Annotated in this window: 21 protein-coding genes; 10 read left to right on the top strand and 11 right to left on the bottom strand. The window is 63.2% G+C overall.

The window, feature by feature from the left end; translation table 11 throughout:
- Positions 1-35 precede the first annotated feature (35 nt).
- From kdsA to cyoA, 6 genes are all read right to left on the bottom strand, one after another.
- On the bottom strand, positions 36-869 hold the full coding sequence (gene kdsA / locus ACT01B_RS08105) for a 3-deoxy-8-phosphooctulonate synthase (RefSeq protein ID WP_445146853.1): 834 nt from the start codon (positions 867-869) through the stop codon (positions 36-38).
- Entirely contained in the window at positions 866-2,536 is a 1,671-nt protein-coding gene (locus ACT01B_RS08100) for a CTP synthase (RefSeq protein ID WP_445146852.1), read from the bottom strand. Before ACT01B_RS08100 ends, kdsA begins: the two co-directional genes overlap by 4 nt.
- Positions 2,537-2,818: 282 nt before the next feature.
- Positions 2,819-3,196 (bottom strand): cytochrome o ubiquinol oxidase subunit IV, encoded by a 378-nt coding sequence (gene cyoD, locus ACT01B_RS08095; protein ID WP_445146851.1) that lies wholly within the window; start codon positions 3,194-3,196, stop codon positions 2,819-2,821.
- Positions 3,196-3,828 (bottom strand): cytochrome o ubiquinol oxidase subunit III, encoded by a 633-nt coding sequence (gene cyoC / locus ACT01B_RS08090; RefSeq protein WP_445146850.1) that lies wholly within the window; start codon positions 3,826-3,828, stop codon positions 3,196-3,198. The genes cyoD and cyoC overlap by 1 nt, the downstream gene beginning before the upstream one ends.
- A 3-nt stretch (positions 3,829-3,831) precedes the next feature.
- Positions 3,832-5,853, bottom strand: a complete 2,022-nt coding sequence (gene cyoB / locus ACT01B_RS08085; protein ID WP_445146849.1) for a cytochrome o ubiquinol oxidase subunit I — start codon at positions 5,851-5,853, stop codon at positions 3,832-3,834.
- A 3-nt stretch (positions 5,854-5,856) separates the two neighbouring features.
- Positions 5,857-6,801 (bottom strand): ubiquinol oxidase subunit II, encoded by a 945-nt coding sequence (gene cyoA, locus ACT01B_RS08080; RefSeq protein ID WP_445146848.1) that lies wholly within the window; start codon positions 6,799-6,801, stop codon positions 5,857-5,859.
- A 277-nt stretch (positions 6,802-7,078) separates the two neighbouring features.
- On the opposite strand from cyoA, the gene ACT01B_RS08075 reads away from it, so the two are divergent.
- The 4 genes from ACT01B_RS08075 to ACT01B_RS08060 all read left to right on the top strand — a co-directional run bounded on the left by ACT01B_RS08075 (position 7,079) and on the right by ACT01B_RS08060 (position 12,336).
- Positions 7,079-8,878: a M24 family metallopeptidase gene (locus ACT01B_RS08075; RefSeq protein WP_445146847.1), complete on the top strand. Its 1,800-nt coding sequence runs from the start codon at positions 7,079-7,081 to the stop codon at positions 8,876-8,878.
- Positions 8,879-9,047: 169 nt separating this feature from the next.
- Positions 9,048-10,937, top strand: coding sequence for a DNA topoisomerase IV subunit B (parE, locus tag ACT01B_RS08070; protein ID WP_445146846.1), 1,890 nt, complete (start codon positions 9,048-9,050; stop codon positions 10,935-10,937).
- A 481-nt stretch (positions 10,938-11,418) separates the two neighbouring features.
- A complete protein-coding gene (locus ACT01B_RS08065) occupies positions 11,419-11,772 on the top strand; it encodes a gamma-glutamylcyclotransferase family protein (RefSeq protein WP_445146845.1) in 354 nt (117 codons plus the stop codon).
- 39 nt (positions 11,773-11,811) lie between these two features.
- Complete coding sequence (locus ACT01B_RS08060; protein ID WP_445146844.1) at positions 11,812-12,336, top strand: 3-hydroxyanthranilate 3,4-dioxygenase; 525 nt, start codon at positions 11,812-11,814, stop codon at positions 12,334-12,336.
- 26 nt (positions 12,337-12,362) lie between these two features.
- On the opposite strand, the gene ACT01B_RS08055 is transcribed toward ACT01B_RS08060, so the two are convergent.
- Complete coding sequence (locus ACT01B_RS08055) at positions 12,363-12,893, bottom strand: NUDIX hydrolase (protein ID WP_445146843.1); 531 nt, start codon at positions 12,891-12,893, stop codon at positions 12,363-12,365.
- Between the two features lie 276 nt (positions 12,894-13,169).
- On the opposite strand from ACT01B_RS08055, the gene ACT01B_RS08050 reads away from it, so the two are divergent.
- Both ACT01B_RS08050 and ACT01B_RS08045 read left to right on the top strand, forming a co-directional pair.
- Complete coding sequence (locus ACT01B_RS08050; RefSeq protein ID WP_445146842.1) at positions 13,170-14,720, top strand: APC family permease; 1,551 nt, start codon at positions 13,170-13,172, stop codon at positions 14,718-14,720.
- A 96-nt stretch (positions 14,721-14,816) separates the two neighbouring features.
- Entirely contained in the window at positions 14,817-16,262 is a 1,446-nt protein-coding gene (locus ACT01B_RS08045) for an amino acid permease (RefSeq protein WP_445146841.1), read from the top strand.
- Between the two features lie 464 nt (positions 16,263-16,726).
- Here ACT01B_RS08045 and ACT01B_RS08040 read toward each other — a convergent pair whose 3' ends face one another.
- Positions 16,727-17,059 carry a high-potential iron-sulfur protein gene (locus ACT01B_RS08040; RefSeq protein WP_445146840.1) on the bottom strand — a complete coding sequence of 111 codons (333 nt, stop codon included), beginning with the start codon at positions 17,057-17,059 and terminating at the stop codon, positions 16,727-16,729.
- A gap of 166 nt (positions 17,060-17,225) precedes the next feature.
- Here ACT01B_RS08040 and ACT01B_RS08035 point away from each other — a divergent pair, with 166 nt between their 5' ends.
- The 4 genes from ACT01B_RS08035 to ACT01B_RS08020 all read left to right on the top strand — a co-directional run bounded on the left by ACT01B_RS08035 (position 17,226) and on the right by ACT01B_RS08020 (position 20,259).
- A complete protein-coding gene (locus tag ACT01B_RS08035; protein ID WP_445146839.1) occupies positions 17,226-17,873 on the top strand; it encodes a methylthioribulose 1-phosphate dehydratase in 648 nt (215 codons plus the stop codon).
- Positions 17,870-18,433: a 1,2-dihydroxy-3-keto-5-methylthiopentene dioxygenase gene (locus ACT01B_RS08030; protein ID WP_445146838.1), complete on the top strand. Its 564-nt coding sequence runs from the start codon at positions 17,870-17,872 to the stop codon at positions 18,431-18,433. Before ACT01B_RS08035 ends, ACT01B_RS08030 begins: the two co-directional genes overlap by 4 nt.
- 78 nt (positions 18,434-18,511) lie before the next feature.
- A complete protein-coding gene (gene mtnC / locus ACT01B_RS08025; protein ID WP_445146837.1) occupies positions 18,512-19,198 on the top strand; it encodes an acireductone synthase in 687 nt (228 codons plus the stop codon).
- A 20-nt stretch (positions 19,199-19,218) separates the two neighbouring features.
- On the top strand, positions 19,219-20,259 hold the full coding sequence (locus tag ACT01B_RS08020; RefSeq protein WP_445146836.1) for a C13 family peptidase: 1,041 nt from the start codon (positions 19,219-19,221) through the stop codon (positions 20,257-20,259).
- Positions 20,260-20,530: 271 nt separating this feature from the next.
- On the opposite strand, the gene ACT01B_RS08015 is transcribed toward ACT01B_RS08020, so the two are convergent.
- Genes ACT01B_RS08015 through cysT form a run of 3 tightly spaced genes read right to left on the bottom strand, consistent with a single transcriptional unit; the run spans position 20,531 to position 23,335 of the window.
- Positions 20,531-21,649 (bottom strand): sulfate/molybdate ABC transporter ATP-binding protein, encoded by a 1,119-nt coding sequence (locus tag ACT01B_RS08015; RefSeq protein WP_445147452.1) that lies wholly within the window; start codon positions 21,647-21,649, stop codon positions 20,531-20,533.
- Position 21,650: 1 nt separating this feature from the next.
- Positions 21,651-22,514: a sulfate ABC transporter permease subunit CysW gene (gene cysW / locus ACT01B_RS08010; RefSeq protein ID WP_445146835.1), complete on the bottom strand. Its 864-nt coding sequence runs from the start codon at positions 22,512-22,514 to the stop codon at positions 21,651-21,653.
- A complete protein-coding gene (cysT, locus tag ACT01B_RS08005; RefSeq protein ID WP_445146834.1) occupies positions 22,511-23,335 on the bottom strand; it encodes a sulfate ABC transporter permease subunit CysT in 825 nt (274 codons plus the stop codon). The genes cysW and cysT overlap by 4 nt, the downstream gene beginning before the upstream one ends.
- Between the last annotated feature and the right edge of the window lie 5 nt (positions 23,336-23,340).

The following is a 23,340-nucleotide window of genomic DNA, read 5'->3' as shown; positions in this document are numbered from 1 at the left end:
AGGGGGATTCGCTTCATTCGCCTCCCCCACGGAGCTCAGAGCGTATGTTCGAGGAAACCGTGGCGCTTGGTGACTTGGTCCAGTTCGAGCAAGGTCTCCAGCAGCGCTTCCATCTTATCGAGCGGCCAGGCGTTGGGGCCGTCGCTCAATGCCTTGGCGGGATCGGGATGCGTCTCGGCAAACAGCCCGGCCACACCCACGGCCACGGCGGCACGCGCCAATACCGGCACGAACTCGCGCTGACCACCCGAACTGGCGCCCTGCCCACCCGGCAGCTGCACCGAATGCGTGGCATCGAACACCACCGGGCAGCCGGTATCGCGCATCGCGCTCAGCGAGCGCATGTCCGACACCAGGTTGTTGTAGCCGAAGCTGGCGCCGCGCTCGCAGACCATAATGTCGTCGTTGCCGACGGCCTTGGCCTTGGCCACCACGTGCTTCATGTCCCACGGCGCCAGGAACTGGCCCTTCTTGATGTTGACCGGCTTGCCGGCGCGGGCCACGTGCTGGATGAAATCCGTCTGGCGGCACAGGAAGGCCGGCGTTTGCAGCACGTCGACCACGGCAGCCACTTCGTTCATCGGCGTGTATTCGTGCACGTCGGTGAGCAGGGGAACGCCGAGCTGGCGCTTTACCTCGGCCAGGATACGCAGACCCGCTTCCATGCCGGGGCCGCGAAAGCTGTCCATCGAGGAACGATTGGCCTTGTCAAAGCTCGACTTGAAGATGAAGTTGATACCGAGCTTGCCGGTGATTTCCTTCAACTTGCCGGCGGTATCGATCTGTAGCTGCTCGGACTCGACCACGCAGGGGCCGGCGATCAGGAACAGCGGCTGGTTCAGGCCAACCTCGAAACCACACAACTTCATGCGACCGACTCCTTGGCCAAACGATCACCCTCGCGCACGGCCTTGAACTCGCGCGCGGCGTGCACGAAGCCGATAAACAGCGGATGGCCATCGCGCGGCGTCGAAGTGAATTCCGGATGTGCCTGGCAGCCGAGGAACCAGGGATGCTTCTGCGGCGACAGCTCGACGATCTCCACCAGCAGGTCGTCCATCGACTTGCCGGAGATCACCAGGCCCAGATCCTCGAAGGTCTGGCGATAGCGGTTGTTGAACTCGTAACGGTGACGATGACGCTCGCGCACCACGTCCTGGCCATACAGCTCGCGCGCCAGGGTGCCGGCCTTGAGGCGGCACTCCTGCGAGCCCAGGCGCATGGTGCCGCCGAGATCCGAGCGCTCACTGCGCTGCTCGACTTCGCCAGTTGCCGTGGTCCATTCGGTGATTAGCGCGATCACCGGATCGGGCGTATTGCGGTCGTTCTCGCTGGAATCGGCATCGGCAAGACCGGCCACGCTGCGGGCGAAATCCACCACCGCCGCATGCATGCCGTAGCAGATGCCGAAATACGGCACGCCGTGCTCGCGGGCGTAACGGGCCGCCAGTACCTTGCCCTCGAAACCGCGCTTGCCGAAGCCGCCCGGGACCAGGATCGCATCGGCGCTGCCGAGCGCCTTGGCCGCACCCTCGGCTTCGACCTGTTCGGAATCAACCCAGTTGAGATTGACGCGGGTGAGCTGCTTGATGCCGCCGTGGCGCAGCGCCTCGCCCAGGGACTTGTAGGCGTCCTTGTGCTCGACGTACTTGCCGACGATGGCAACGGTGATTTCGTCCTTCGGATGCTCGACCGCATCGACGGTGCGCTGCCAGCCGGACAAATCGGCCGGGCCGGCCTCAAGACCCAGGCGCTTGACCACGATCTCGTCCAGGCCCTGCTTGTGCAGGTACAGCGGCTGCTTGTAGATGACGTCCACGTCGGCCGCACTGATCACGGCGTTCTCGGGCACGTTGGTGAACAGCGCGATCTTGCGGCGCTCGCCCTCGGGCAGCGGCTGTTCGCAACGGCACAGCAGAATGTCCGGCTGGATACCGATGGAGCGCAGCTCCTTCACCGAATGCTGGGTCGGCTTGGTTTTGATCTCGCCGGCCGCCTTGATGTACGGCACCAGGGTCAGATGCATGAACAGCACCTTCTCCGGGCCATGCTCGATGCGCAGCTGACGAATCGCCTCGAGGAACGGCAGCGACTCGATGTCGCCGACTGTGCCGCCGATCTCCACCAGGGCCACGTCGAAACCGCGGGTGGCCTCGTGGATGCAGTGCTTGATCTCGTCGGTGATGTGCGGGATGACCTGCACGGTGGCGCCCAGGTAGTCGCCGCGGCGCTCCTTGCGGATCACCGACTCGTAGATCTTGCCCGTGGTAATGGAATTCTTGCCGGTCAGGCGGGTATGGACGAAGCGCTCATAGTGGCCGAGATCCAGGTCGGTCTCAGCGCCGTCGTCGGTCACATAGACCTCGCCGTGCTGGAAGGGACTCATGGTGCCGGGATCCACGTTGATGTACGGATCCAGCTTCATCATGGTGACCGAAAGGCCACGCGCTTCCAGGATGGAAGCCAGCGACGCCGCGGCGATGCCCTTGCCAAGCGAGGACACCACACCGCCGGTGACGAAAATCAGGGGGGTCATGGGATGCAGCCGTGCTGGAAATAGGCATTTTAGAGGAAGAACGGGTTTACCGCGAGATCTTGAAACGATTGCGGGCCAATTCGTTCAACTTGAGAGCCACCGGGGCACCTCATCCCCCTCGTCGTCATTCCGGCGAAAGCCGGAATCCAGCGCCTTCCCGAACGTCCAGGAAAGGCGCTGGATTCCAGCTTGACCAGCCCTTCGGCTGTTGAGAGCCGCTGGAATGACGGGTTGTCGACCGGAACTGGACCAGGCCCCCTGGGCGCGGCCAGGGGTGCCTACTTACTCCACCGGCATCATCTGCGACGTCGGATGCATCATGTTCGCGTTCATGTTGTGCAGCACCCACAACGAGCCCACCACCACGATGGCCAGGATCAGCAGGGTGAACAGCATGATGGTGAGGTTGCCGCGCTGGGACGGTGACGTGCCCATGTGCAGGAAGCACACCAGCTGCACCAGCAACTGGGCCACGCCGAAGACCACGATGCCCGGCATCATCAGGTGATGCGGCACCAGGCCACTCATCACGACGCCGAACGAAGCCAGGGTCAGCAGCACCGACAAGGCAAAGCCGATGAGGTAGGACTTGGTGCTGCCGTGGTCGGCGTGGGCGGCCTCGTGATGGGCCACGTCATGGGAATGGTGAGCGCCGGCCATCAGATGGCTCCCCGCAGGTAGACGAAGGTGAACACGCAGATCCAGACGATATCCAGGAAGTGCCAGAACAGGCTCAGGCACGACAGGCGCCGACGGGTGGCGTCGGTGAGGCCGTAGCGGCGCATCTGGTCCATCATCACCACCAGCCAGATCAGGCCGCAGGTCACGTGCAGGCCGTGGGTGCCGACCAGGGTGAAGTAGGACGACAGGAAGGCGCTACGGCTCGGGCCCGCCCCTTCATGGATCAGGTGGGCGAACTCATACACCTCCATGGCGATGAAGCCGGCGCCGAACAAAAAGGTCACCGCCAGCCAGACGATCACCTTGTTGCGCTGGCCGGCATGCATGTTGAGCATGGCCATGCCGAAGGTGACGCTGCTGATCAACAGCAGCATGGTCTCGCCCAGCACGTAGGGCAGCTCGAACAGCTCCTTGCCGCTCGGGCCGCCGGCCGTGGCATTGGCCAGCACGATGAAGGTCGCGAACAGCGCCGAGAAGATCAGGCAGTCGCTCATCAGATAGATCCAGAACCCCAGCAGGGTCTTGGATCCGTCGTCGTGATGGTGGACGTCCCCGCCGTGGGAGACGTCCTCGAACGCGCCGTGCGTGGCGCTTAGTGCAGTACTGCTCATGGGTTAAGCCACCTTCTGACGCGAGGGCGCCACCGGCACGACCTGCGTGGTGTCGAGCTGCTGCAGCTTCGCCAGGTGCGAACGCTCAAGCTTCTCGACCTCGGCCGCCGGCACCCAGTAATCGATGTTCTGGTCGTAAGCGCGGGCAATGAAGGAACCGACCATGCCGAGCAGACCCACCGCCGCCAGCCACCAGATGTGCCAGACCAGGGCAAAACCCAGGACCGTACCGAACGCGCCCATGTAAACACCGATGCCGGTGTTGCGGGGCATATGAATGTCTTCGTACTTGGCAGGCTGCACGTAAGCGACTCCGTTTTGTTTGTCTTCCCAGAACTGGTCCAGCTCGGCGATCCGCGGTACCAGGGCGAAGTTGTAGAAAGGTGCTGGCGAGCTGATCGACCATTCCAGGGTGCGGCCACCCCACGGGTCGCCGCTGGGATCAGTGAGCTTGTGGCGGTCACGCACGCTGACGTAGAACTGCAGCAGGGTGAAGAAGATGCCCATCGCGATGATCACGGCACCGATCAGGGCCACGACCAGGTAGGGCTGCCACTCGGGGTTGGCGTAATGGTTCATGCGGCGCGTCATGCCCTTGAGGCCAAGGATGTACAGCGGCACGAAGGCCACGTAGAAGCCGACCAGCCAGCACCAGAACGAAGCCTTGCCCCAGCGCTCGTTGAGGCGGAAGCCGAACGCCTTCGGGAACCAGTAGTTGATCGCGGCCATGGAGCCGAACACCACGCCACCGATGATCACGTTATGGAAGTGCGCGATCAGGAAGACGCTGTTGTGCAGCACGAAGTCCGCGCCCGGCACCGCCATCAGCACGCCGGTGACGCCGCCGATCACGAAGGTGATCATGAAGCCGATCGTCCACAGCATCGGCACCGACATCTCGACGCGGCCGCGATACATGGTGAACAACCAGTTGAACAGCTTCACGCCGGTAGGCACCGAGATGATCATCGTCATGATGCCGAAGAAGGCATTGACGTTCGCACCCGAGCCCATGGTGAAGAAGTGGTGCAACCACACCAGGAACGACAGCACGCCGATCGCCGCGGTGGCGTAGACCATTGAGGTGTAGCCGAACAACGGTTTCTTCGAGAACGTGGCGACGATTTCCGAGTACGCGCCAAAGCACGGCAGCACCAGGATGTAGACCTCGGGGTGACCCCAGATCCAGATCAGGTTCACGTACATCATGGCGTTGCCGCCAAGCGTGTTGGTGAAGAAGTGCATGTCCAGGTAGCGGTCGGCCGTCAGCAACGCCAAGGTCACCGTCAGCACCGGGAACGCGGCCACGATCAGCATGTTGGTGATCAGCGCGGTCCAGGTGAACACCGGCATCTTCATCATGGTCATGCCGGGAGCACGCATCTTCATGATGGTCACGATGAAGTTGATGCCGCTCAGCGTGGTGCCCAGGCCGGATAGCTGCAGCGCCCAGATGTAATAGTCAACACCGACCGTTGGACTGTATTCGAGCCCCGACAGCGGCGGATAAGCCAGCCAGCCGGTCGCCGCGAAGTCGCCGACGAACATCGAGACCATTACCAGCACCATGCCCGACAGGAACAGCCAGAAACTCAGCGAGTTCAGGAACGGATAGGCGACGTCGCGCGCGCCGATCTGCAGCGGCACCACCAGGTTCATCAGGCCGGTGATCAGCGGCATGGCCACGAAGAAGATCATGATCACGCCGTGCGCGGTGAAGATCTGGTCGTAGTGGTGCGGCGGCAGATAACCGGCCGAATCGGCCGAGGCCATGGCCTGCTGCGCGCGCATCATGATGGCGTCGGCAAAACCGCGCAGCAGCATGAGTAGCGCCACGATGATGTACATCACGCCGATTTTCTTGTGGTCCACCGTGGTGAACCATTCGGACCACAGGTAGCCCCACTGGCGCATGCGGGTGAGCAGGGCGAACAACGCCAGGCCGCCGAGCAACACGACGGCAAGGGTGCCCATGATGATCGGCTCCTGGTACGGGACCGCCTCGAGGGTGAGCTTTCCAAACATGGCTTACTTCTCTGCCTTTGCCGGGCTGATGTTGGACGGAATGACGGGCGACGGCATCGCGCCCCCATCCTCGTGGTGATGCATATCCATCGACATGGCTTCGTGCGACATGCCGCCCATGTATTTGTTGACGATGCTGCCGAACAGGCCCGGCGTGACGTTGCCGTAGTAGGCAACCGGCGCCTTCGTGCTTTTCTGGGCCAGCGCTTTATAGGTCTCGTCGTTGAGCACGACCGGCGTGGCCTTGGCCTTGGCGATCCAATCCTTGAATCCGTCTTGCGACGTAGCAATGGCCTGGAAGTGCATATCCGAGAAGCCTTCGCCGCTGTAGTTGGTCGAGAGGCCCGCATAGCTCCCCGGCTCACGCGCAATCAGGTGCAGCTTGGTCTCCATGCCGGCCATGGCGTAGATCTGGCTACCCAGCTGCGGGATGAAGAACGCGTTCATCACCGAGTCGGAGGTGAGCTGGAAATTCAGCGGCACATCGGTCGGGAACGCGATCTCGTTGACCGTGGCGATGCCGTAGTCCGGATAGACGAACAGCCACTTCCAGTCCAGCGCCACCACCTGGATGGTCACCGGCTTGGCGCTCGACTCCAACGGCTTGTACGGATCGAGCGTATGCGAGGTCTGCCAGGTGATCACCGCGAGGATGGCCACGATGATGGCGGGAATCGTCCACACCACCACTTCGATCCTGGTCGAGTGTGCCCACGTCGGCGCATAGGTCGCATCCTTGTTGGACGCGCGATAGCGCCAGGCGAACCACAGCGTCATCGCGATGACCGGAATCGCCACCACGGCCATCAGGCCAAGCGCGATCAGGATGAGGGACTTCTCATGGGCACCGATATCGCCCTTGGGATTGAGAACTTCCATGTTGCAGCCGCTGAGGAACACGGCGGCGCCAACGCTTGCATAGCGCAAACGCGAGAGAAGAGCATGCATTTTCACGGACAACCTAGAGGGGTACGGCGTGGGGACGGGCGGCATGCTAGCGACTTGAACGCCGCTTTTTTCGCGCTTGAGACACAATGCCGCAGGGGTAAATTCTTGCGCACCGCGCTGTGGCGACTTGACATGCAAATGCAATAGCCAGCACTTGGTTTCGTGCTCGATGAGCGCGCGCTCAAATTCCTTCCATGGCACGGGCTGGACGACTGCAGTGATAAGGAGTGGGTGCTCGCCATGCAGCCGCCCCGCGATGCGCTGCTAACATGCGCCGATGGACCCCACTACGCCCGTAAAACTGGCCGCCCTGCGGCAAGCCATGCAGCAACACAAGGTCGCCGCCTGCCTTATCCCAAGCGCCGATCCGCATCTATCCGAATACCTACCCGAGCACTGGCAGGCGCGCGAGTGGTTGTCCGGCTTCACCGGTTCCGCCGGCACCTTGGTGGTCACTGCCACCCATGCGGGGCTGTGGACCGATTCGCGCTACTTCGCCCAGGCCACGCAAGAGTTGGCCGGTAGCGGCATCGAGCTGATGAAGCAGCGCGTCGCACACGCGCCGGAACATCTGGAATGGCTGCAGCAAAACCTGCTGACAGGTCAGACGCTTGCGGTGGCGGGGGACAGCATCTCGCTGGGCACCGCGCGACATCTGGAATACCAGCTCGAGAGCATCGGCGCCGGCCTGCGCGTCGACCTGGACCTGCCTGGCCTGATCTGGCCCGACCGCCCCGCCCTGCCCAAGCGCGCCGTGGTCGAACATGCGCCCCGCTACGCCATCCTGTCCCGCGCCGACAAGCTCGGTCGACTGCGCACCGCCATGCGCAAGCTGGAAGCTACTCACCACCTGCTGTCGAGCCTGGACGATATTGCCTGGCTGACCAACCTGCGCGGCAGCGATGTCGAGTGCAATCCGGTGTTTCTCGCCCACCTGCTGGTGCAGGCCGAAGGGCACGCCACTCTTTTTATAGGCCGCGGCAAGCTGAGTGACACCCTGGTCGCTGCCTTGGCCGCCGACGGCATCCGCATTGCCGACTATGCGACGGTGACCGATGCCCTCACCGAGCTTGGCCCCAAGGACCACCTGTTGTTCGACGGCAGCCGGGTCGTAGTCGCCGTGGCGGGTGCCCTGACCTCCGCCGTGAGGACCATCGAGGCTACCAACCCCACGACGCTATTCAAGGCGCGCAAGAGCGAGCCCGAGCTCGATCACGTGCGCGATGTGATGCGTCGTGACGGTGCGGCGCTGGTGCGCGCCTTCCGCCGCCTCGAAGAGCGCCTCACCGCGGGCATGACGCAGACGGAACTGGATGTCGACACCTTGCTGCGTGAGGAGCGCTCGGCCCAGCCGGATTTTGTTGGTGAAAGTTTCGCCACCATCGCCGGTTACCAGGCCAACGGCGCCCTGCCCCATTACCGCGCCACACCCGAGCAACACAGCGCGCTCAAGGCACAGGGTTTGCTGCTGGTCGACTCCGGCGGCCAATACCAGGGCGGCACCACCGACATCACCCGCGTGCTGGCCCTGGGCGAAACCACCGCCGAACAGCGCCGCGACTCGACCTTGGTGATGAAAGGCATGATCGCACTCAGCCGCGCCCGCTTCCCCAAGGGCGCCAGCGGCCCGCAGCTCGACGCACTGGCCCGCGCGCCACTTTGGGCCAGCGGCATGGACTACGGCCACGGAACCGGCCACGGCGTGGGCTACTTCCTCAATGTGCACGAGGGGCCTCAGGGCATTCGCCCGCCGGTAGCGGGAGGCTCACTCGTACCGCTGGAGCCGGGCATGATCAGCTCGATCGAACCGGGCCTGTACAAGCCCGGTCGGTACGGTATCCGCCACGAAAACCTCGCCGTGGTGATCGAAGCGGACAAAACCGAGTTCGGCGAGTTCTATGCCTTCGAGACGCTGACGCTGTGCCCGTTCGACCGCCGTGCTTTGGAACCGGGCCTGCTCAATCCCGAGGAACGCGCATGGCTGGACGACTATCACGCCACGGTGCGGGCGGCCTTGGCGCCCTTGCTGGAGGAAGCCGACCTGGTCTGGCTGGAGCGGCATTGCGCCCCGCTGTAACCCGTTGATTGTGTAGGAGCGCACCCTGTGCGCGATCCAGGCTGGCGCGGCGACGCAACCGTGTAGGCTGTTCGCGCACGGGGTGCGCTCCTACATAGAGCAGGACACGCTTGACCTGCCTGCCCCCGCCACCCATTCTCTCGCGTCTAACCACGTCGAAACCTCCCGCATGAGCAGTCGCTACAACGCCGCCGACATTGAAGTCCTCTCTGGCCTTGACCCGGTCAAGCGCCGTCCCGGCATGTATACGGACACCAGCCGCCCGAACCATATGGCGCAGGAGGTCATCGACAACTCGGTGGACGAGGCCCTCGCCGGCCATGCGAAGTCGCTGGACGTGATCCTGTATGGCGACGGCTCGGTCCAAGTGACCGATGACGGCCGCGGCATGCCGGTGGATATCCACCCCGAGGAAGGCATCCCGGGTGTCGAACTGATCCTTACGCGCCTGCACGCGGGCGGCAAGTTCTCCGGCAAGAACTACAACTTCTCCGGCGGACTGCACGGCGTGGGCGTGTCGGTAGTGAACGCGCTGTCCAGCCGGGTGGAAGTCACCATCCGCCGCGATGGCAACGAATACCGCATGGCGTTCGAGCATGGCGACCGCGTCAGCGATCTCGAGATCATCGGCACGGTGCCGAAAAAGAAGACCGGCACCACGGTGCGCTTCTGGGCCGACCCGAAGTATTTCGACTCGCCGAGGATCCTGCTCTCCAAACTGCGCCACCTGCTGCGCGCCAAGGCCGTACTGTGCGCGGGTCTCAGCGTCAAACTGACCGACGAAGCCAGCGGCGAAGTCAACGAGTGGTATTACGAGGACGGCCTGCGCGACTACCTGCGCGACGAACTCGACGGCGCCGAGGCGATTCCGGCCGAACTGTTCGTGCACCACGTGCAACGCGAAGCCGATGGTCTCGATGTGGCGCTTGCCTGGCTGCCGGAAGGCGATCTGGTGCAGGAGAGCTACGTCAACCTGATTCCCACTGCCCAGGGCGGCACCCATGTGAACGGCCTGCGTTCGGGCCTCACCAATGCGATTCGCGAGTTCTGCGATATCCGCAACCTGTTGCCGCGCGGCGTCAAGTTGGCGCCGGAAGACGTGTGGGAACGCCTCTCTTTTGTGCTCTCCGCCAAGCTGCAGGATCCGCAGTTCGCCGGCCAGACCAAGGAGCGACTGTCCTCGCGCCAGGCCGCCGGCATGGTGGAAGGCGTGATCCATGACGCCTTCAGCCTGTGGCTCAACCAGCATGTCGATCTTGGCGAACGCATCGCACAACTCGCCATCGAGCGCGCCAGTGCACGCCTGAAAGCGGCCAAGCAGGTGGTGCGCAAGAAGATCACCCAGGGCCCCGCACTGCCCGGCAAGCTGGCCGACTGCACCGCCACCGACCTCAGCCGCACCGAGCTGTTCCTGGTGGAAGGCGACTCTGCCGGCGGCAGCGCCAAGCAGGCGCGCGACAAGGAATTCCAGGCCATCCTTCCGCTGCGCGGCAAGATCCTCAACACCTGGGAAGTCGAATCTGGCTCGGTGCTGGCGTCGGAAGAAGTGCACAACCTCGCCGTGGCCATCGGCTGCGATCCCGGCAAGGATGATCTCAGTGGCCTGCGCTATGGCAAGGTCGTCATCCTCGCCGACGCCGACTCGGACGGCCTGCACATCGCCACCTTGCTGAGTGCCTTGTTCCTGCGCCACTTCCCCAAGCTGGTGAGCGAGGGGCACGTTTTTGTTGCCATGCCACCGTTGTTTCGCGTGGACGTGGGCAAGCAGGTGTTCTATTGCCTGGACGAAAACGAGAAGAACGCGATGCTCGAACGAGTCCAGCGCGAAAAGATGAAGGGCCAGGTCAGCACCACCCGCTTCAAGGGCCTGGGTGAGATGAACCCCCCACAGCTGCGCGAATCGACCATTCACCCCGATACGCGCCGCCTGGTGCAGCTCACGGTCGACGGTGACGACGGCACCACCAAGCTGATGGACATGCTGCTGGCCAAGAAGCGTGCGAGCGATCGCAAGGCGTGGCTGGAAGAAAAGGGCGATTTAGCGACGCTGGAGATTTAAGGCAACGCTGAATAAGTATCGCCGTCGCCACCGGCCCTGTCTGCGCGCAGATCACAGGGGCGGCGGCGACGGCAGACTGGCTGTCTGTCGAGTCGGCGCCCCGACGAGATGCGGGCAGACAGGGCCGGCCCAACCGATGGGATTTCAAGTGTTTGGGTGATGTCTGGAAGGCCCGCAGGCTGCGCCGTACGGCTTGGCAAGACGGCCAGTCTTCCCGGCGCCGCACGGCACACCCCGCGAGCCTTCCAGACATCATGGCGACGGCGATACTTATTCAGCGTTGCCTTAACATCTTGTCGCCCTCTCCCCGGAGGGGAGAGGAAGCGCGACCGTCGCACTGATCCACATCAAGGATGGGTAGAGGAACGAGTGCAATCGTGCTGCCTCGCCGTCGCCACACCCTTGGCAAGGCGCTGAACCCATCACCCGCATCAGCTGCATGAACGTGTCCAGGCATTCCTTACGACCAAGGATTCAACCCATGCCGCATCTCTTTTCATACGGCACGCTGCAGCAAGAACAGGTGCAGATAGCCACCTTCGGCCGCGTGCTCCAAGGCCAAACCGATAGTCTCGTGGGATTCGAGCAGTCGTTCGTGGCCATCGATGATGCCGACGTGGTGGCCACCAGCGGTATGGCCCACCATCCCATCATCAAGTTCACCGGAAACAGCAGCCACCGCGTGACTGGAACGGTTTTCGAGATCACCGATACCGAGCTCGCCCACGCCGATACGTACGAAGTCGCTGCCTACACGCGCGTGGCCGCCGCGCTGGATTCCGGCATTCGGGCCTGGGTCTATGTTGACGCGCGCTATGCGCCGCCGCAAAGTTGACAGTATCGGTCGATGCCTTTCCCTTTGCCGGAACGTCCTATGTCCCTGTTGCCCCCTATCGACCTGAAGCGCTGGATCGACGAAAACCGGCACCTGCTCAAGCCGCCGGTGGGCAACAAGTGCATCGTGGATGGCGACTTTATCGTCATGATCGTCGGCGGGCCCAACTCGCGCACCGACTATCACTACGAAGAAGGCCCCGAATTCTTCTACCAGCTCGAAGGCGAGATGGTGCTGAAGGTGCAGGACGACGGCGAGTCGCGCGACATCCCGATCCGCGCTGGCGAAATGTTCTACCTGCCGCCCTGCGTGCCGCATTCGCCGCAGCGCATGCCTGACTCGATTGGCCTGGTGATTGAACGCCAGCGCCTGGCCGGCGAAAAGGACGGCTTGATGTGGTTCTGCGAACGCTGCAACCACAAGCTATACGAGGAGTACTTCACCTTGGACAGCATCGAACACGATTTCCCGCCGGTGTTAGAACGCTTTTATCGCTCGATCGATGCGCGCACCTGCGAGAAATGCGGGCATTTGAATCCGGCGCCATCGAAGTACGCTTCGTAGCCGTCGCTACGCTGGGATCACGAGCGTCAGCGCAGCAGCCACTTGTGCGCCATCCGGCGCAACGAAACATCGCTGCCTGGATCGCCGGCAATCTCCCGGATCGATCGCCACGCGAGCGCATGCGATTCTTCACTGAGCACGAAGCGCTCATGGGCGCCGGCACGAACCACATAGCGCACATCGTAGTGCCAATGTTCGGGCTCATCGCCGCGCGCGGGAATTCGGTGGCGGTCGAGATCGAAAGGCTCTGGCACCACGCTCAGGTCATCCAGACCCGACTCCTCCTCCGCTTCGCGCAGGGCGACACGAGCCAGGTCGGTATCGCCATCGGCATGTCCACCCAGCTGCAGCCAACGGTCCAGTTTGCGGTGATGCGTCAACAGGACGCGCGCTCCATCGGCACTGACCAGCCATGCCGAGCCGGTGAAATGAGCATCCCGAGACCCGCGCTCGAAGGCGGGCGGGCCCACCGCGAGCAGTTCGACGAAAGGCTGAGTGCCTTGCTCGTTCGGCCACTGTCGGCCGTAATGTTGAAACTGCGCCAGAAGCACGCTCATGTGATGTTCCAAAACCATGCAGCGCCGCACCCTAACATGCGGCGGCTGAGCATTATTTCAGACATCGCCCGGATTTCAGAGCTCCGCCGGACCCTACTTTGGCGATCGTCGGCAAACCCCTTGCAGCGCCCTCGGTCCTGCCCGCACTGCAACTTGTACGCCCACGCCTCGCTAGGCTATGGTTCTCCGTCGTTGCCGGGGTAGCGGCAAGCCAACCGTGCCATATGGCACGGTTATACGCGGTAAAGAACGAAAACAAGGCTGTAGGGGAGAGACATGCTGAAAAACCTGTTCGCGACGCATCCGATTCAGGCGTCGCCACACGTGGACGCGGGCGAGTTGCCACACGACAGCCTGCAAGGCGAAGTCAGTCTCAAGCGCGTATTGACCGCGCGCCACCTGATCATGTTGGGCATTGGCGCCGTGATCGGCGCCGGCATCTTCGTCATCACCGGCCAGGCCGCCGCGGAACACGCGGGTCCGGCCCTGGTCATCAGCTTTATCGTCGCCGGTATTGCCTGCGCTTTCGCCGGCCTGTGCTACGCCGAGTTCGCCGCGATGATTCCGGTCTCCGGCAGTGCCTATGCCTATTCCTATGCCACGCTGGGTGAGATTGTCGCCTGGTTCATCGGCTGGAACCTCGTTCTCGAATACTTGTTCGCCGTCGCCACGGTGGCGGCGGGCTGGTCGGGCTATTTCAACGAATGCCTGTCCATACTCAGTCATTGGACTGGCATGTCGTTGTCGCTGCCTGTCAACCTGGCGTCGGCGCCGCTGGCCTTCATGGACAGCAGCCAGATCGGCCACCTGAAGGCCGGCCAGCAGATCCTGGCCAAGTTCTCCGAGCATTTCTACCTGGTCAGCACCAACACCATCATCAACCTGCCGGCCATCCTCATCGTGACCGCGCTGACGATGCTGTGCTATCGCGGCATCACCCAGTCGACCTTCGTCAATTCGATCATCGTGGCGATCAAGGTAGTGGTGATCCTGCTGTTCCTGGTCTTCGCCTTCCGCTACATCAACCCGGCCAACTGGCATCCGTTCATTCCGCCTGCGGAAGGCCCGGGTCGTTTCGGCACCAGCGGCATCTTCCGCGCGGCCGTGCTGGTGTTCTTCTCCTATGTGGGCTTCGACGCGGTGTCGACGGCTGCCGGCGAGGCGAAGAACCCGCAGCGCGATATGCCCATCGGCATCCTGGGTTCGCTGCTGATCTGCACCATCCTCTACATCGCCATGGCGCTGACCCTCACCGGCATCGCGCCCTACAGCATGCTGGGCACGCCGGAACCGGTAGCCACGGCGCTGAGCATCCACCCGGAGCTCAACTGGCTGAAGGCCGTCGTCTCGTTCGGCGCACTGGCCGGCCTGAGCTCGGTGATCCTGGTGATGTTGCTGGGCACGTCGCGCATCTTCTTCAGCATGGCGAAGGATGGCCTGCTGCCGCCGACCATCTCGCGCGTGCATGCCAAGCACCGCACCCCGCACGTCGCCACCATCATTGCCGGTGCCGCCGCCTTGGTGCTTGCCGGCCTGTTCCCGGTAAGCATCCTGGGCGAACTGGTCTCCATGGGCACCCTGCTGGCCTTTACCACGGTGTGCATCGGCGTGCTGATCCTCCGCTACACCCGACCGGACCTGCCGCGCACGTTCCGCGTTCCCGGCATCTGGGTGGTCAGCGTGCTGGGCTCGGTGATCTGCCTCTATCTGTTCTGGCAGTCGTTCCAGGCCAATTGGCCGCTGATGCTTGGATGGACGACGATCGGCATGCTGATCTACTTCGGCTATGGCTACGCGCATAGCAAGTTGCGCAAGCAGAACGCCTGATTCTGCAGAAGGGCCGGCCCAGTGCCGGCCCTCTCGTTTTAACCGATGGCGGCATGCTGCCGTCCCGCGACCAACGTTTCACCAGGTTGTTGCCCCATGCTCAAGCAGTTATTCGCCCGTAAAACCGATTTCTCAGATGCCGACGATTCCCATGGCCCGGCGCTGCGACGCACGCTAGGCAAATGGGGCGTTACCGCGCTAGGCATCGGCGCCGTGATCGGTACCGGTATTTTCGTCGTCACCGGTCAGGCCGCTGCCGAGCATGCCGGCCCTGCCGTGCTGATCTCGTTCATGCTGGCGGCGATCTGCAGCGGCTTTACGGCGCTGTGCTACGCCGAGTTCGCCACGCTGATTCCCATCTCGGGCAGCTCCTACTCCTACGCCTACGCCACCCTGGGCGAGATGGTCGCCTGGTTCATCGGCTGGAACATGGTGCTGGAATACGGCATCTCGGCCTCTGCAGTAGCAGCCAGCTGGACGGGTTATTTCACCAGCCTGCTGGACAATATCGGCATCCATCTGCCGCAGGCGCTTACCGAAGCGCCGCTGGCGTATACCAATGGGCATCTCGTCACCACCGGCCATTTGCTCAACCTGCCCGCCGTGGCGATCGTGGCCGCGCTCACCTGGCTTTGCTACGTGGGTATTCGCGAGTCGTCCGGCCTCAACGTGCTGATGGTGGCGCTCAAGGTCGGCCTGATCATCGTGGTGGTGGTGGCTGGCTACCGCTACGTCGATCCGGCCAACTGGCATCCGTTCATCCCGACCTCCGAAGGGACCGGCAAATATGGCTGGTCCGGCATCATGCGCGGCGCCGCCATGGTGTTCTTCGCCTATATCGGTTTCGAAGCGACCTCCACAGCGGCGCAGGAATGCAAGAATCCGCAAAAGGACTTGCCGTTTGGCACGCTGGTGTCCCTGGTGATCTGCACCGTGCTCTATCTGGCCATGGCTGCCGTCTTGACCGGGCTTATCTCTTATACGCAGCTTGGCACCAGCGAGCCGGTGGTCACGGCGATCCGCGTGCATCCTGAACTCGGCTGGCTGCGCTGGATTGTCGAGATTGGCGCGCTGATCGGCCTCTCGTCGGTGATCCTGGTGATGATCATCGCGCAGCCGCGCATCTTCATGGTGATGTCGCGTGACGGCCTGTTGCCGCCGGTGTTCGGTCGTATCCATCCCCGTCATCGCACACCGCACATCAACACGCTGATCACCGGCACCGGCATTGCCCTTCTGGCGGCGATCTTCCCGCTGGATCTGTTGGCGGATCTCACCTCGATGGGGACGCTGATCGCCTTTGTCGCGGTATGCACCGGCGTGCTGATCCTGCGCTACACCGCCCCGGATCTGCCGCGCGGCTTCCGCGTGCCGTGGGCCTGGGTCATCTGCCCGGCGGGCGTGCTCAGCTGCCTGGCCCTGCTGTACTTCATGGACTGGTTCAACTGGGTCCTGATGATCGCCTGGACCGTGGGCGGGTTCGCGATCTATTTCGGCTACGGCATCCGCCACAGCCGCCTTCATACCCGGGTAAAAAGCTGACCGCTGGGAATTGCCGGCCAATGGCTGGCAATTCCTTCGAACGTCAGAGAACATGCCATTCACATGGCTGATGATGAATAACCATCGCGGCGTGGCTATTCATGAGCCAAAGTCTCGAATGTAAATATAACCCATTGTTTTATTTGGATTTAACGAGACTTTTTCGATAATTTTTTTGGCCGCACAGGCCCCAAGACCGCCGGCCGGGAGTATCATCTGCGCTCCGCGGGTATATCACTTGGCAGTGGGCCCCGGATTGCCGCCCGGCGCGTCAGGCGGGTCAGCTCCTCGGCCTGACGCGTCTGGGCAGCATCTTCTACTCACCGAGTTCTTCGGTTGTAGTGCCCTTCCGTGATTTCCAAAAAGCTTCGCGCCTTCGCGCTGAAGCTGCATGCGTCAGTTGCGCAAAAAGCAAAGGCCGGCACCAAGGCCGGCCTCGCAACGATTCAACGCAGAACGAACGATCAGGCTTTCTTGACGGCGTGCGAAACGCACCAGCCGTTCGCGTTGACGGCCTTGCCAGGGAACAGTTGGCACGGACCAAAACCAGTCGGGCCGCCGGAGTAGAACTGGCAGTTGGCGCAGGTATCACCGGCCTTGCGCTTCGGATCCGTCGTCTTGCTGGCATCCTCGACATAACCGAGCGCCTTGGCCGTCGGGTCTGCATCAGACAGGTGCGGCAAATCGGCAGCGCGCGCGAAACGCGGCAGGCCGCCGATCACCACGGCAGCGGCAGCGGTCCCTGCAGCAGCCTTGAGAAAACGACGACGCGATTCGATATCTTTTTCATGCGACATGGTTGAATTCTCCGACAAGTGGAACATCCATATCCACCACACCCGCGGCGGACCTTGCCCGGATGTTACTAGCTCAAAAGAAGCATCGTGAGAACGACTCGCATTTTCGCCGCACTGCACAAAACAGGCGTGTTATAGTGAGCCTTCATTTGGACGTCCATTCGCCATGAGCCAGGTTCTACCCGCCACGATTTCACCCGAGCTGTTTGCCCAGCGCGCCGACGCCATCGCCGATGCCGCACGCGAGCTGGCCGCTGCCGGCTGGACTCCGGCGACCAGCAGCAATTTCTCCATGCGACTCGATGATGATCACGCGGCCATCACGATTTCGGGCCGCGACAAGGGTCGCCTGGGTCGTGACGACATCATGCTGATCGACATGCACGGGAAGGCCGTTGGCACATCGGCGCGCCCCAGCGCGGAAACCGAGCTGCATACGCAGATCTATCGCCGTTGGCCGGAGATGAACGTCGTGCTGCATACGCATTCCCGCACGCAGAGCGTCGCTTCCCGCCTGTTCGCCCGCGACGGTGTGGTGACGCTTGCGGGCTGGGAATTGCAGAAGGCCATCGCCGGCCAGACCACGCATGACAGCGAGCTGGCGATCCCGGTATTTCCCAATACGCAGCACATGCCCGAGCTGGTTGCGCAGGTCGATGCCTGGCTCGACAGTGGCCGGCCGCTGCACGCGTATCTGATCAACGGTCACGGTATCTATACCTGGGGCCGCGACATGGCCGAAACACGCCGCCACCTGGAAGCACTCGAATTCCTGCTTGGCTGCGAGATGGATTTGAGGAGTCGTTCCGTATGAGCCGCCTGCGTATCTTCAACGACACCCAGCCACAAACGCCGGTGTCCGTGCATACCGACCACGCGAACATCGCCCACGAGCTGGCCAAGGTCGGCGTGCGCTTCGAGCAGTGGGAAGCCAACCAGGCGATCGCCCCAGGTGCCAGCCAGGACGAAGTCATCGCGGCGTATCGCGCGGATATCGATCGCCTGATGGCCGAAGAGGGCTACCAGACAGTCGACGTGATCAGCCTCAAGTCGGACCACCCGGATCGCGCCACCCTGCGCCAGAAATTTCTCAGCGAGCACACGCATAGCGAGGACGAGGTGCGCTTTTTTGTCGCGGGCGCCGGCCAGTTCACCCTCCACCTGGAAGGCAAGGTCTACGACATCCTGTGCGAGCAGGGCGACCTGATCGGCGTCCCCGACGGCACCCGCCACTGGTTCGACATGAGTGAATCGCCCTACTTCGTGGCGATCCGTCTGTTCACCAACAAGGAAGGCTGGGTGGCCCAGTTCACCGGCGAGGACATCGCCGACCGGTTTCCCCGCATGACGCCGCATACCTCGGCCACGGCCTGAGGCCCCCGTCACGGGCGCTACGGTAGGCGGCGACCGTGGTGGCGGGTAAGCTTGTAGCCCCCGCTCCTGGTTACCCGCATGACCGTTATCCGCGCCATCGTCACCGATATCGAGGGCACCACCAGCTCGATCAGCTTCGTCAAGGACGTGCTGTTTCCCTATGCGCGCAAACGCCTGCCGGCGTATGTGGAAACCCACGGCGATACGCCCGAGGTCCAGCACTGGCTGCACGAGGCCGCCAAGGAGGCCGGGATCGTCGAGGCCAGCCGGCAGGAAGTGATCGAACTGCTGCTGCGCTGGATCGATGAGGACCGCAAGTCCACGGCGCTTAAGGCGCTGCAGGGCATGATCTGGAAGGACGGTTACGAGGGCGGCGATTTTCGCGCCCATATGTATCCGGAAGTCGGCGCGAAACTGCACGCCTGGCGTGCCGACGGCCTTCACCTCTATGTCTATTCCTCGGGCTCGGTGCCCGCGCAGAAGCTGTTCTTCCGCTACAGCGAGGCCGGCGACCTGACTCCGCTGTTCTCCGGTTACTTCGACACCGAGACGGGCCCCAAGCGGGAAAAGAACGCGTACGAGAAGATCGCCGCCGCCATCGACGAGCAGCCGGGACATATCCTGTTTCTCTCCGACATCGTGGAAGAGCTGGACGCCGCCAAGGCCGCCGGCTTGTGCACGGGTTGGTTGCTACGCGCTCCACTGCCGATACCCGACGCACCGCGCCATCCCGCTTATGCCGACTTCGACGCCATCGTCCTCTGACTGCCGCGCGAGCCCCCGCCATGCGTATCGCACTCACCGCCCTGCTCGCCTTTGCTGCCGGGGTTCTGCTCATGCTGGGACTTGCCCACTATGCGCCGCCCCCTGCCAAGCCAGCCGACGGCCATGGCAGCGTCGCCGAGGCGCGCTCCGCGCCCGCGCCCGCCGCAACGGCAGCTGGTGATGACGGCAGCGATTCCGCCGACAGCGCCGACAACTGGCCCAACAAGGCACCGTCGCCTGAGCAGGTGATGTATGGCCAGCGTGACATGGTGCAAAAGGCGCTGGCGGCCCTGGGACCGCGCACCGCCGGCCGCCCCAATCTTTACGTGCTTGCCTTCGGCGCCGACGGCGGCGAGGACGTGTTCCGCAACGAAGCCGAGTACGCCGCCAAGCTGTTCCCCGAGCGGTTCGGAGCAGGCACGCATGTGCTGGTGCTGGAAAACAATCCGAACTCGCTGGAGCGGCGCCCCCTGGCGACCTGGAGCAACCTGGAGGCCGCGCTGGACGGCCTGGCCGACGTGATGAAGCCGGATGAGGACATCCTGCTGGTTTATCTCACGACGCACGGCGGTGAAGACCACAGCCTGCTGGTCGATATGGATCCGCTGCCGCTGGACCAGATCGGCGCGCCGGACCTGGGCGACATTCTGAAAAAACGTCCGTTCAAGTGGAAAGTGGTGGTGGTGAATGCCTGTTATTCGGGTGGCTTCGTGCCGGCGCTGCGTGGCGCTGGCACGCTCGTGCTCACGGCCGCCCGTGCCGACCGCAGTTCGTTCGGTTGCGGCAGCGATTCGGACATCACCTATTTCGGCCGCGCCTGGCTGGTTGATGCGCTCAATCGAACACCCGACTTCATGGAGGCCTTCCGGCAGGCTTCCGGTGAAATTGCGCAATGGGAGCAGAAGGACAAGCTCACCCCGTCCGAGCCGCAGATGGACGTGGGCGCCGGCATCGCCAATCAACTGGCGCTGTGGCGCAGGCACATCACGCCAGGCCCAGCGGTGACCTTCAAGCCCGCGCCTTCGTCGGGTGCGCCGACAGCCCCAACCGCACCGCACTGACGCGACCAGGGCGTGTTCACCCTAACCAAGTGGCGCGCGCCGGGAGCTGTTTGCGCGCAGGGCAAGGAAGAACGAGGAAGCGTACGTCGGTACGCGACCGAGTGATGACGCCGACCTGGGGGCAAACAGACCCGGCCCTACGGGTTGCCTTGCCCAGGCCGCCAGGCGGCAGCGCGCCGCTTGACCAGGCAGCCAGCCTGGCCTGCGCGACGCACTGCCACCTGACGACCTGGGCAAGGCAATGCGCACCACTTGGTTAGGGTGAACACGCCTAGGCGTGCACGCGGTGCTCCGCGTGCCAGAGCCAGCGCTCGTCGTTGATCGTTGCGCCATTCGCGTCACAGGGAAACAACACTGCACTGCGTGGCGCTACGCGTAGCTCCATGCCTGCATGAAGTCCAAGGCGGGATAGATCCTCGCTGGCCACGTCGGCTTCCAGCGCCTGATCCAGCGCAGGCACGTGCAGATCGAGGTGGGCCACGCTGCCGGCCAGATAGATATGGCGCAGGCGTGTCTCCCACGCAGGCTGCGATGAAGGGACTGCCACGCACAGCTGCTCGGGCCGCACATAGGCCCTCGCCTCGGCAAAGCGTCCTTGCCACGGGTCGCCATCGGGCACCCAGCCACCGGCGACGAAACCTGTGCCGCTGCGCGTCAGCGTGAATCGATTGACCTTGCCGATGAACTCGCACACGAACGGCGTGGCCGGCTGCTGATAGATGATCTCCGGCGCCCCTACCTGCTCGATGCGTCCGTTGTTCATGACGGCCACGCGGTCGGCCAGTTCCAGCGCCTCTTCCTGATCGTGGGTGACGAACACCGTGGTGAGCCCAAGTTCCTCGTGCAATTCGCGCAGCCAGCGCCTCAAGGTCACGCGCACCTGGGCATCCAGCGCGCCAAACGGTTCGTCCAGCAACAGCAAGTCGGGCTCTACCGCCAAGGCACGTGCCAGCGCAACGCGCTGGCGTTGGCCACCGGACAATTGCGACGGGTAGCGGCCGCCGAATCCTTCCAACTGCACGCGCTTGAGCAGGCGATCCACCCGTGTGCGTATGTCCGCGCGCGGCGGGCGCGACCGCCACGGCCGTATGCGCAAGCCAAACGCAATGTTCTCGGTGACGGTGAGATGGCGAAACAACGCATAGTGCTGAAACACCATGCCGACCCGACGCTGCCGTGCAGGTGTGGCGAGAAAGTCCTCATCGCCTTTCAAGGCCGTACCGCTGTCCGGGTAATCCAGGCCAGCGAGGATGCGCAGCAAGGTCGTCTTACCCGACCCCGAGGGACCAAGCAGCGCGAGAAACTCACCGGGTGCAATCGTCAGACTGACATCGTCCAACGCGGCAAACTCGGTGAAGCGGCGGGTCAGATGGGACAGTTCCAATGGCATGTCAATGACCACCTGGCGCGTGCGCGGCAATCTCGTCGCCATAGCGCCATTCCAGCAGGGTCTTGGCGGCCAGCGTGATCAAGGCCAGCAAGGCCAACAGAGAAGCCATGGCGAAGGCGCCCACATAGTCGTATTCGTTATAGCGCATCTCCACTTCCAAGGGCATCGTGGTGGTCAGGCCACGGATATGGCCGGACACTACGGATACGGCACCGAACTCACCCATCGCGCGCGCATTGCACAGCAACACGCCATACAGCAGCGCCCAGCGGATATTGGGCAAGGTCACACGAAAGAACATCTGCCAGCCGCTTGCGCCAAGCACGCGTGCCGCCTCCTCCTCTTCGCTGCCCTGAGCCTGCATCAGCGGGATCAGCTCGCGCGCGACGAAAGGCAAGGTAACGAAGATGGTCGCCAGCACCAGTCCCGGCACGGCGAAGATGATCTTCACGCCATGCGCATCGAGCCACGGCCCGAACCAGCCCTGCGCGCCGAACAACAACACATAGACCAGGCCGGAGATCACCGGCGAGACGGAGAAAGGCAGGTCGATAAAGGCGCCTAACAAGGCCTTTCCACGAAACTCGAAGCGTGTCATGGCCCAGGCGGCGGCGATGCCGAAGATGAGGTTGAGCGGTACGGCGATGGCCGCAACGATCAAGGTGAGCCGGATGGCCGCCAGGCCCTCAGGCTGTTGGATCGCGACGACGTAGGCGGCCACGCCCTGGCGGAACGCCTCCACGAAAACCGTGGCCAGCGGCAACACCAGAAACAGCACCAGGAACGCCAGCGCGACCAGGATCAAGCCGCCATGCACGAGCCGGCGCGGCCAGCCAACGGGACGGGAACGCGGCTGTGCCTTCATCGGGTACGCTCCGCCCAGCGACCGCTCCAGCGTTGCAGCAGTGCAACGATGACCAGTAGCGCGAATGAAAGCAGCAGCAGCACGACGCCGAGGGCGGCGGCGCCGGCATAATCGAATTGCTCAAGCTTCTGCACGATCAACAGCGGCGCAATTTCCGAGTGCAAGGGAATATTGCCGGCGATAAAGATCACCGAGCCGTACTCACCCATTGCCCGCGCAAGGGCCAGCGCAAATCCGGTCAACAAGGTCGGTGCCAACATGGGAAGAATCACGCGCAGGAAAGTCTGCCAGCGCTGCGCACCAAGGCTTTCGGCCGCCTCTTCCACGTCACGCTCCATCGATGCCAGCACGGGTTGCAGTGTGCGCACGACGAAGGGAAAACCGACAAAGACCATCGCCACGAAGACACCGAGCGGTGTATAGGCCACCTTGATGCCAAGCGGATCGAGCCACTGGCCAAGCCAGCCGTTCGGCGCGTAAAGCGTGGTGAGTGCGATACCGGCCACGGCGGTTGGCAAGGCAAAAGGCAGATCGACCAGCGCATCTAACAGCCGCCTCCCCGGAAAGCGATAACGCACCAGCACCCAGCCGACGAGCAGTCCAATCACCGCGTTGAACAGTGCCGCCAGCAAGGCGCCGCCGATACTCAACCGCAGCGCCGCCAGCGTGCGCGGCGCACTGAGCAAACGAATCAGTCCTTCAAGACCGATGCCCGACGCTTTCCAGGCCAACGCCGCCAGCGGCAGCAGCACGATCAGCCCCAGGTAGGCCAGCGCATAGCCAAGGCTGATGCCGAAACCAGGAAGGACCCGGTGCCGCATGCCGT

This window comes from Dyella sp. Tek66A03 (assembly GCF_052567735.1).
This window is presented reverse-complemented; position numbering and strand designations above follow the sequence as displayed.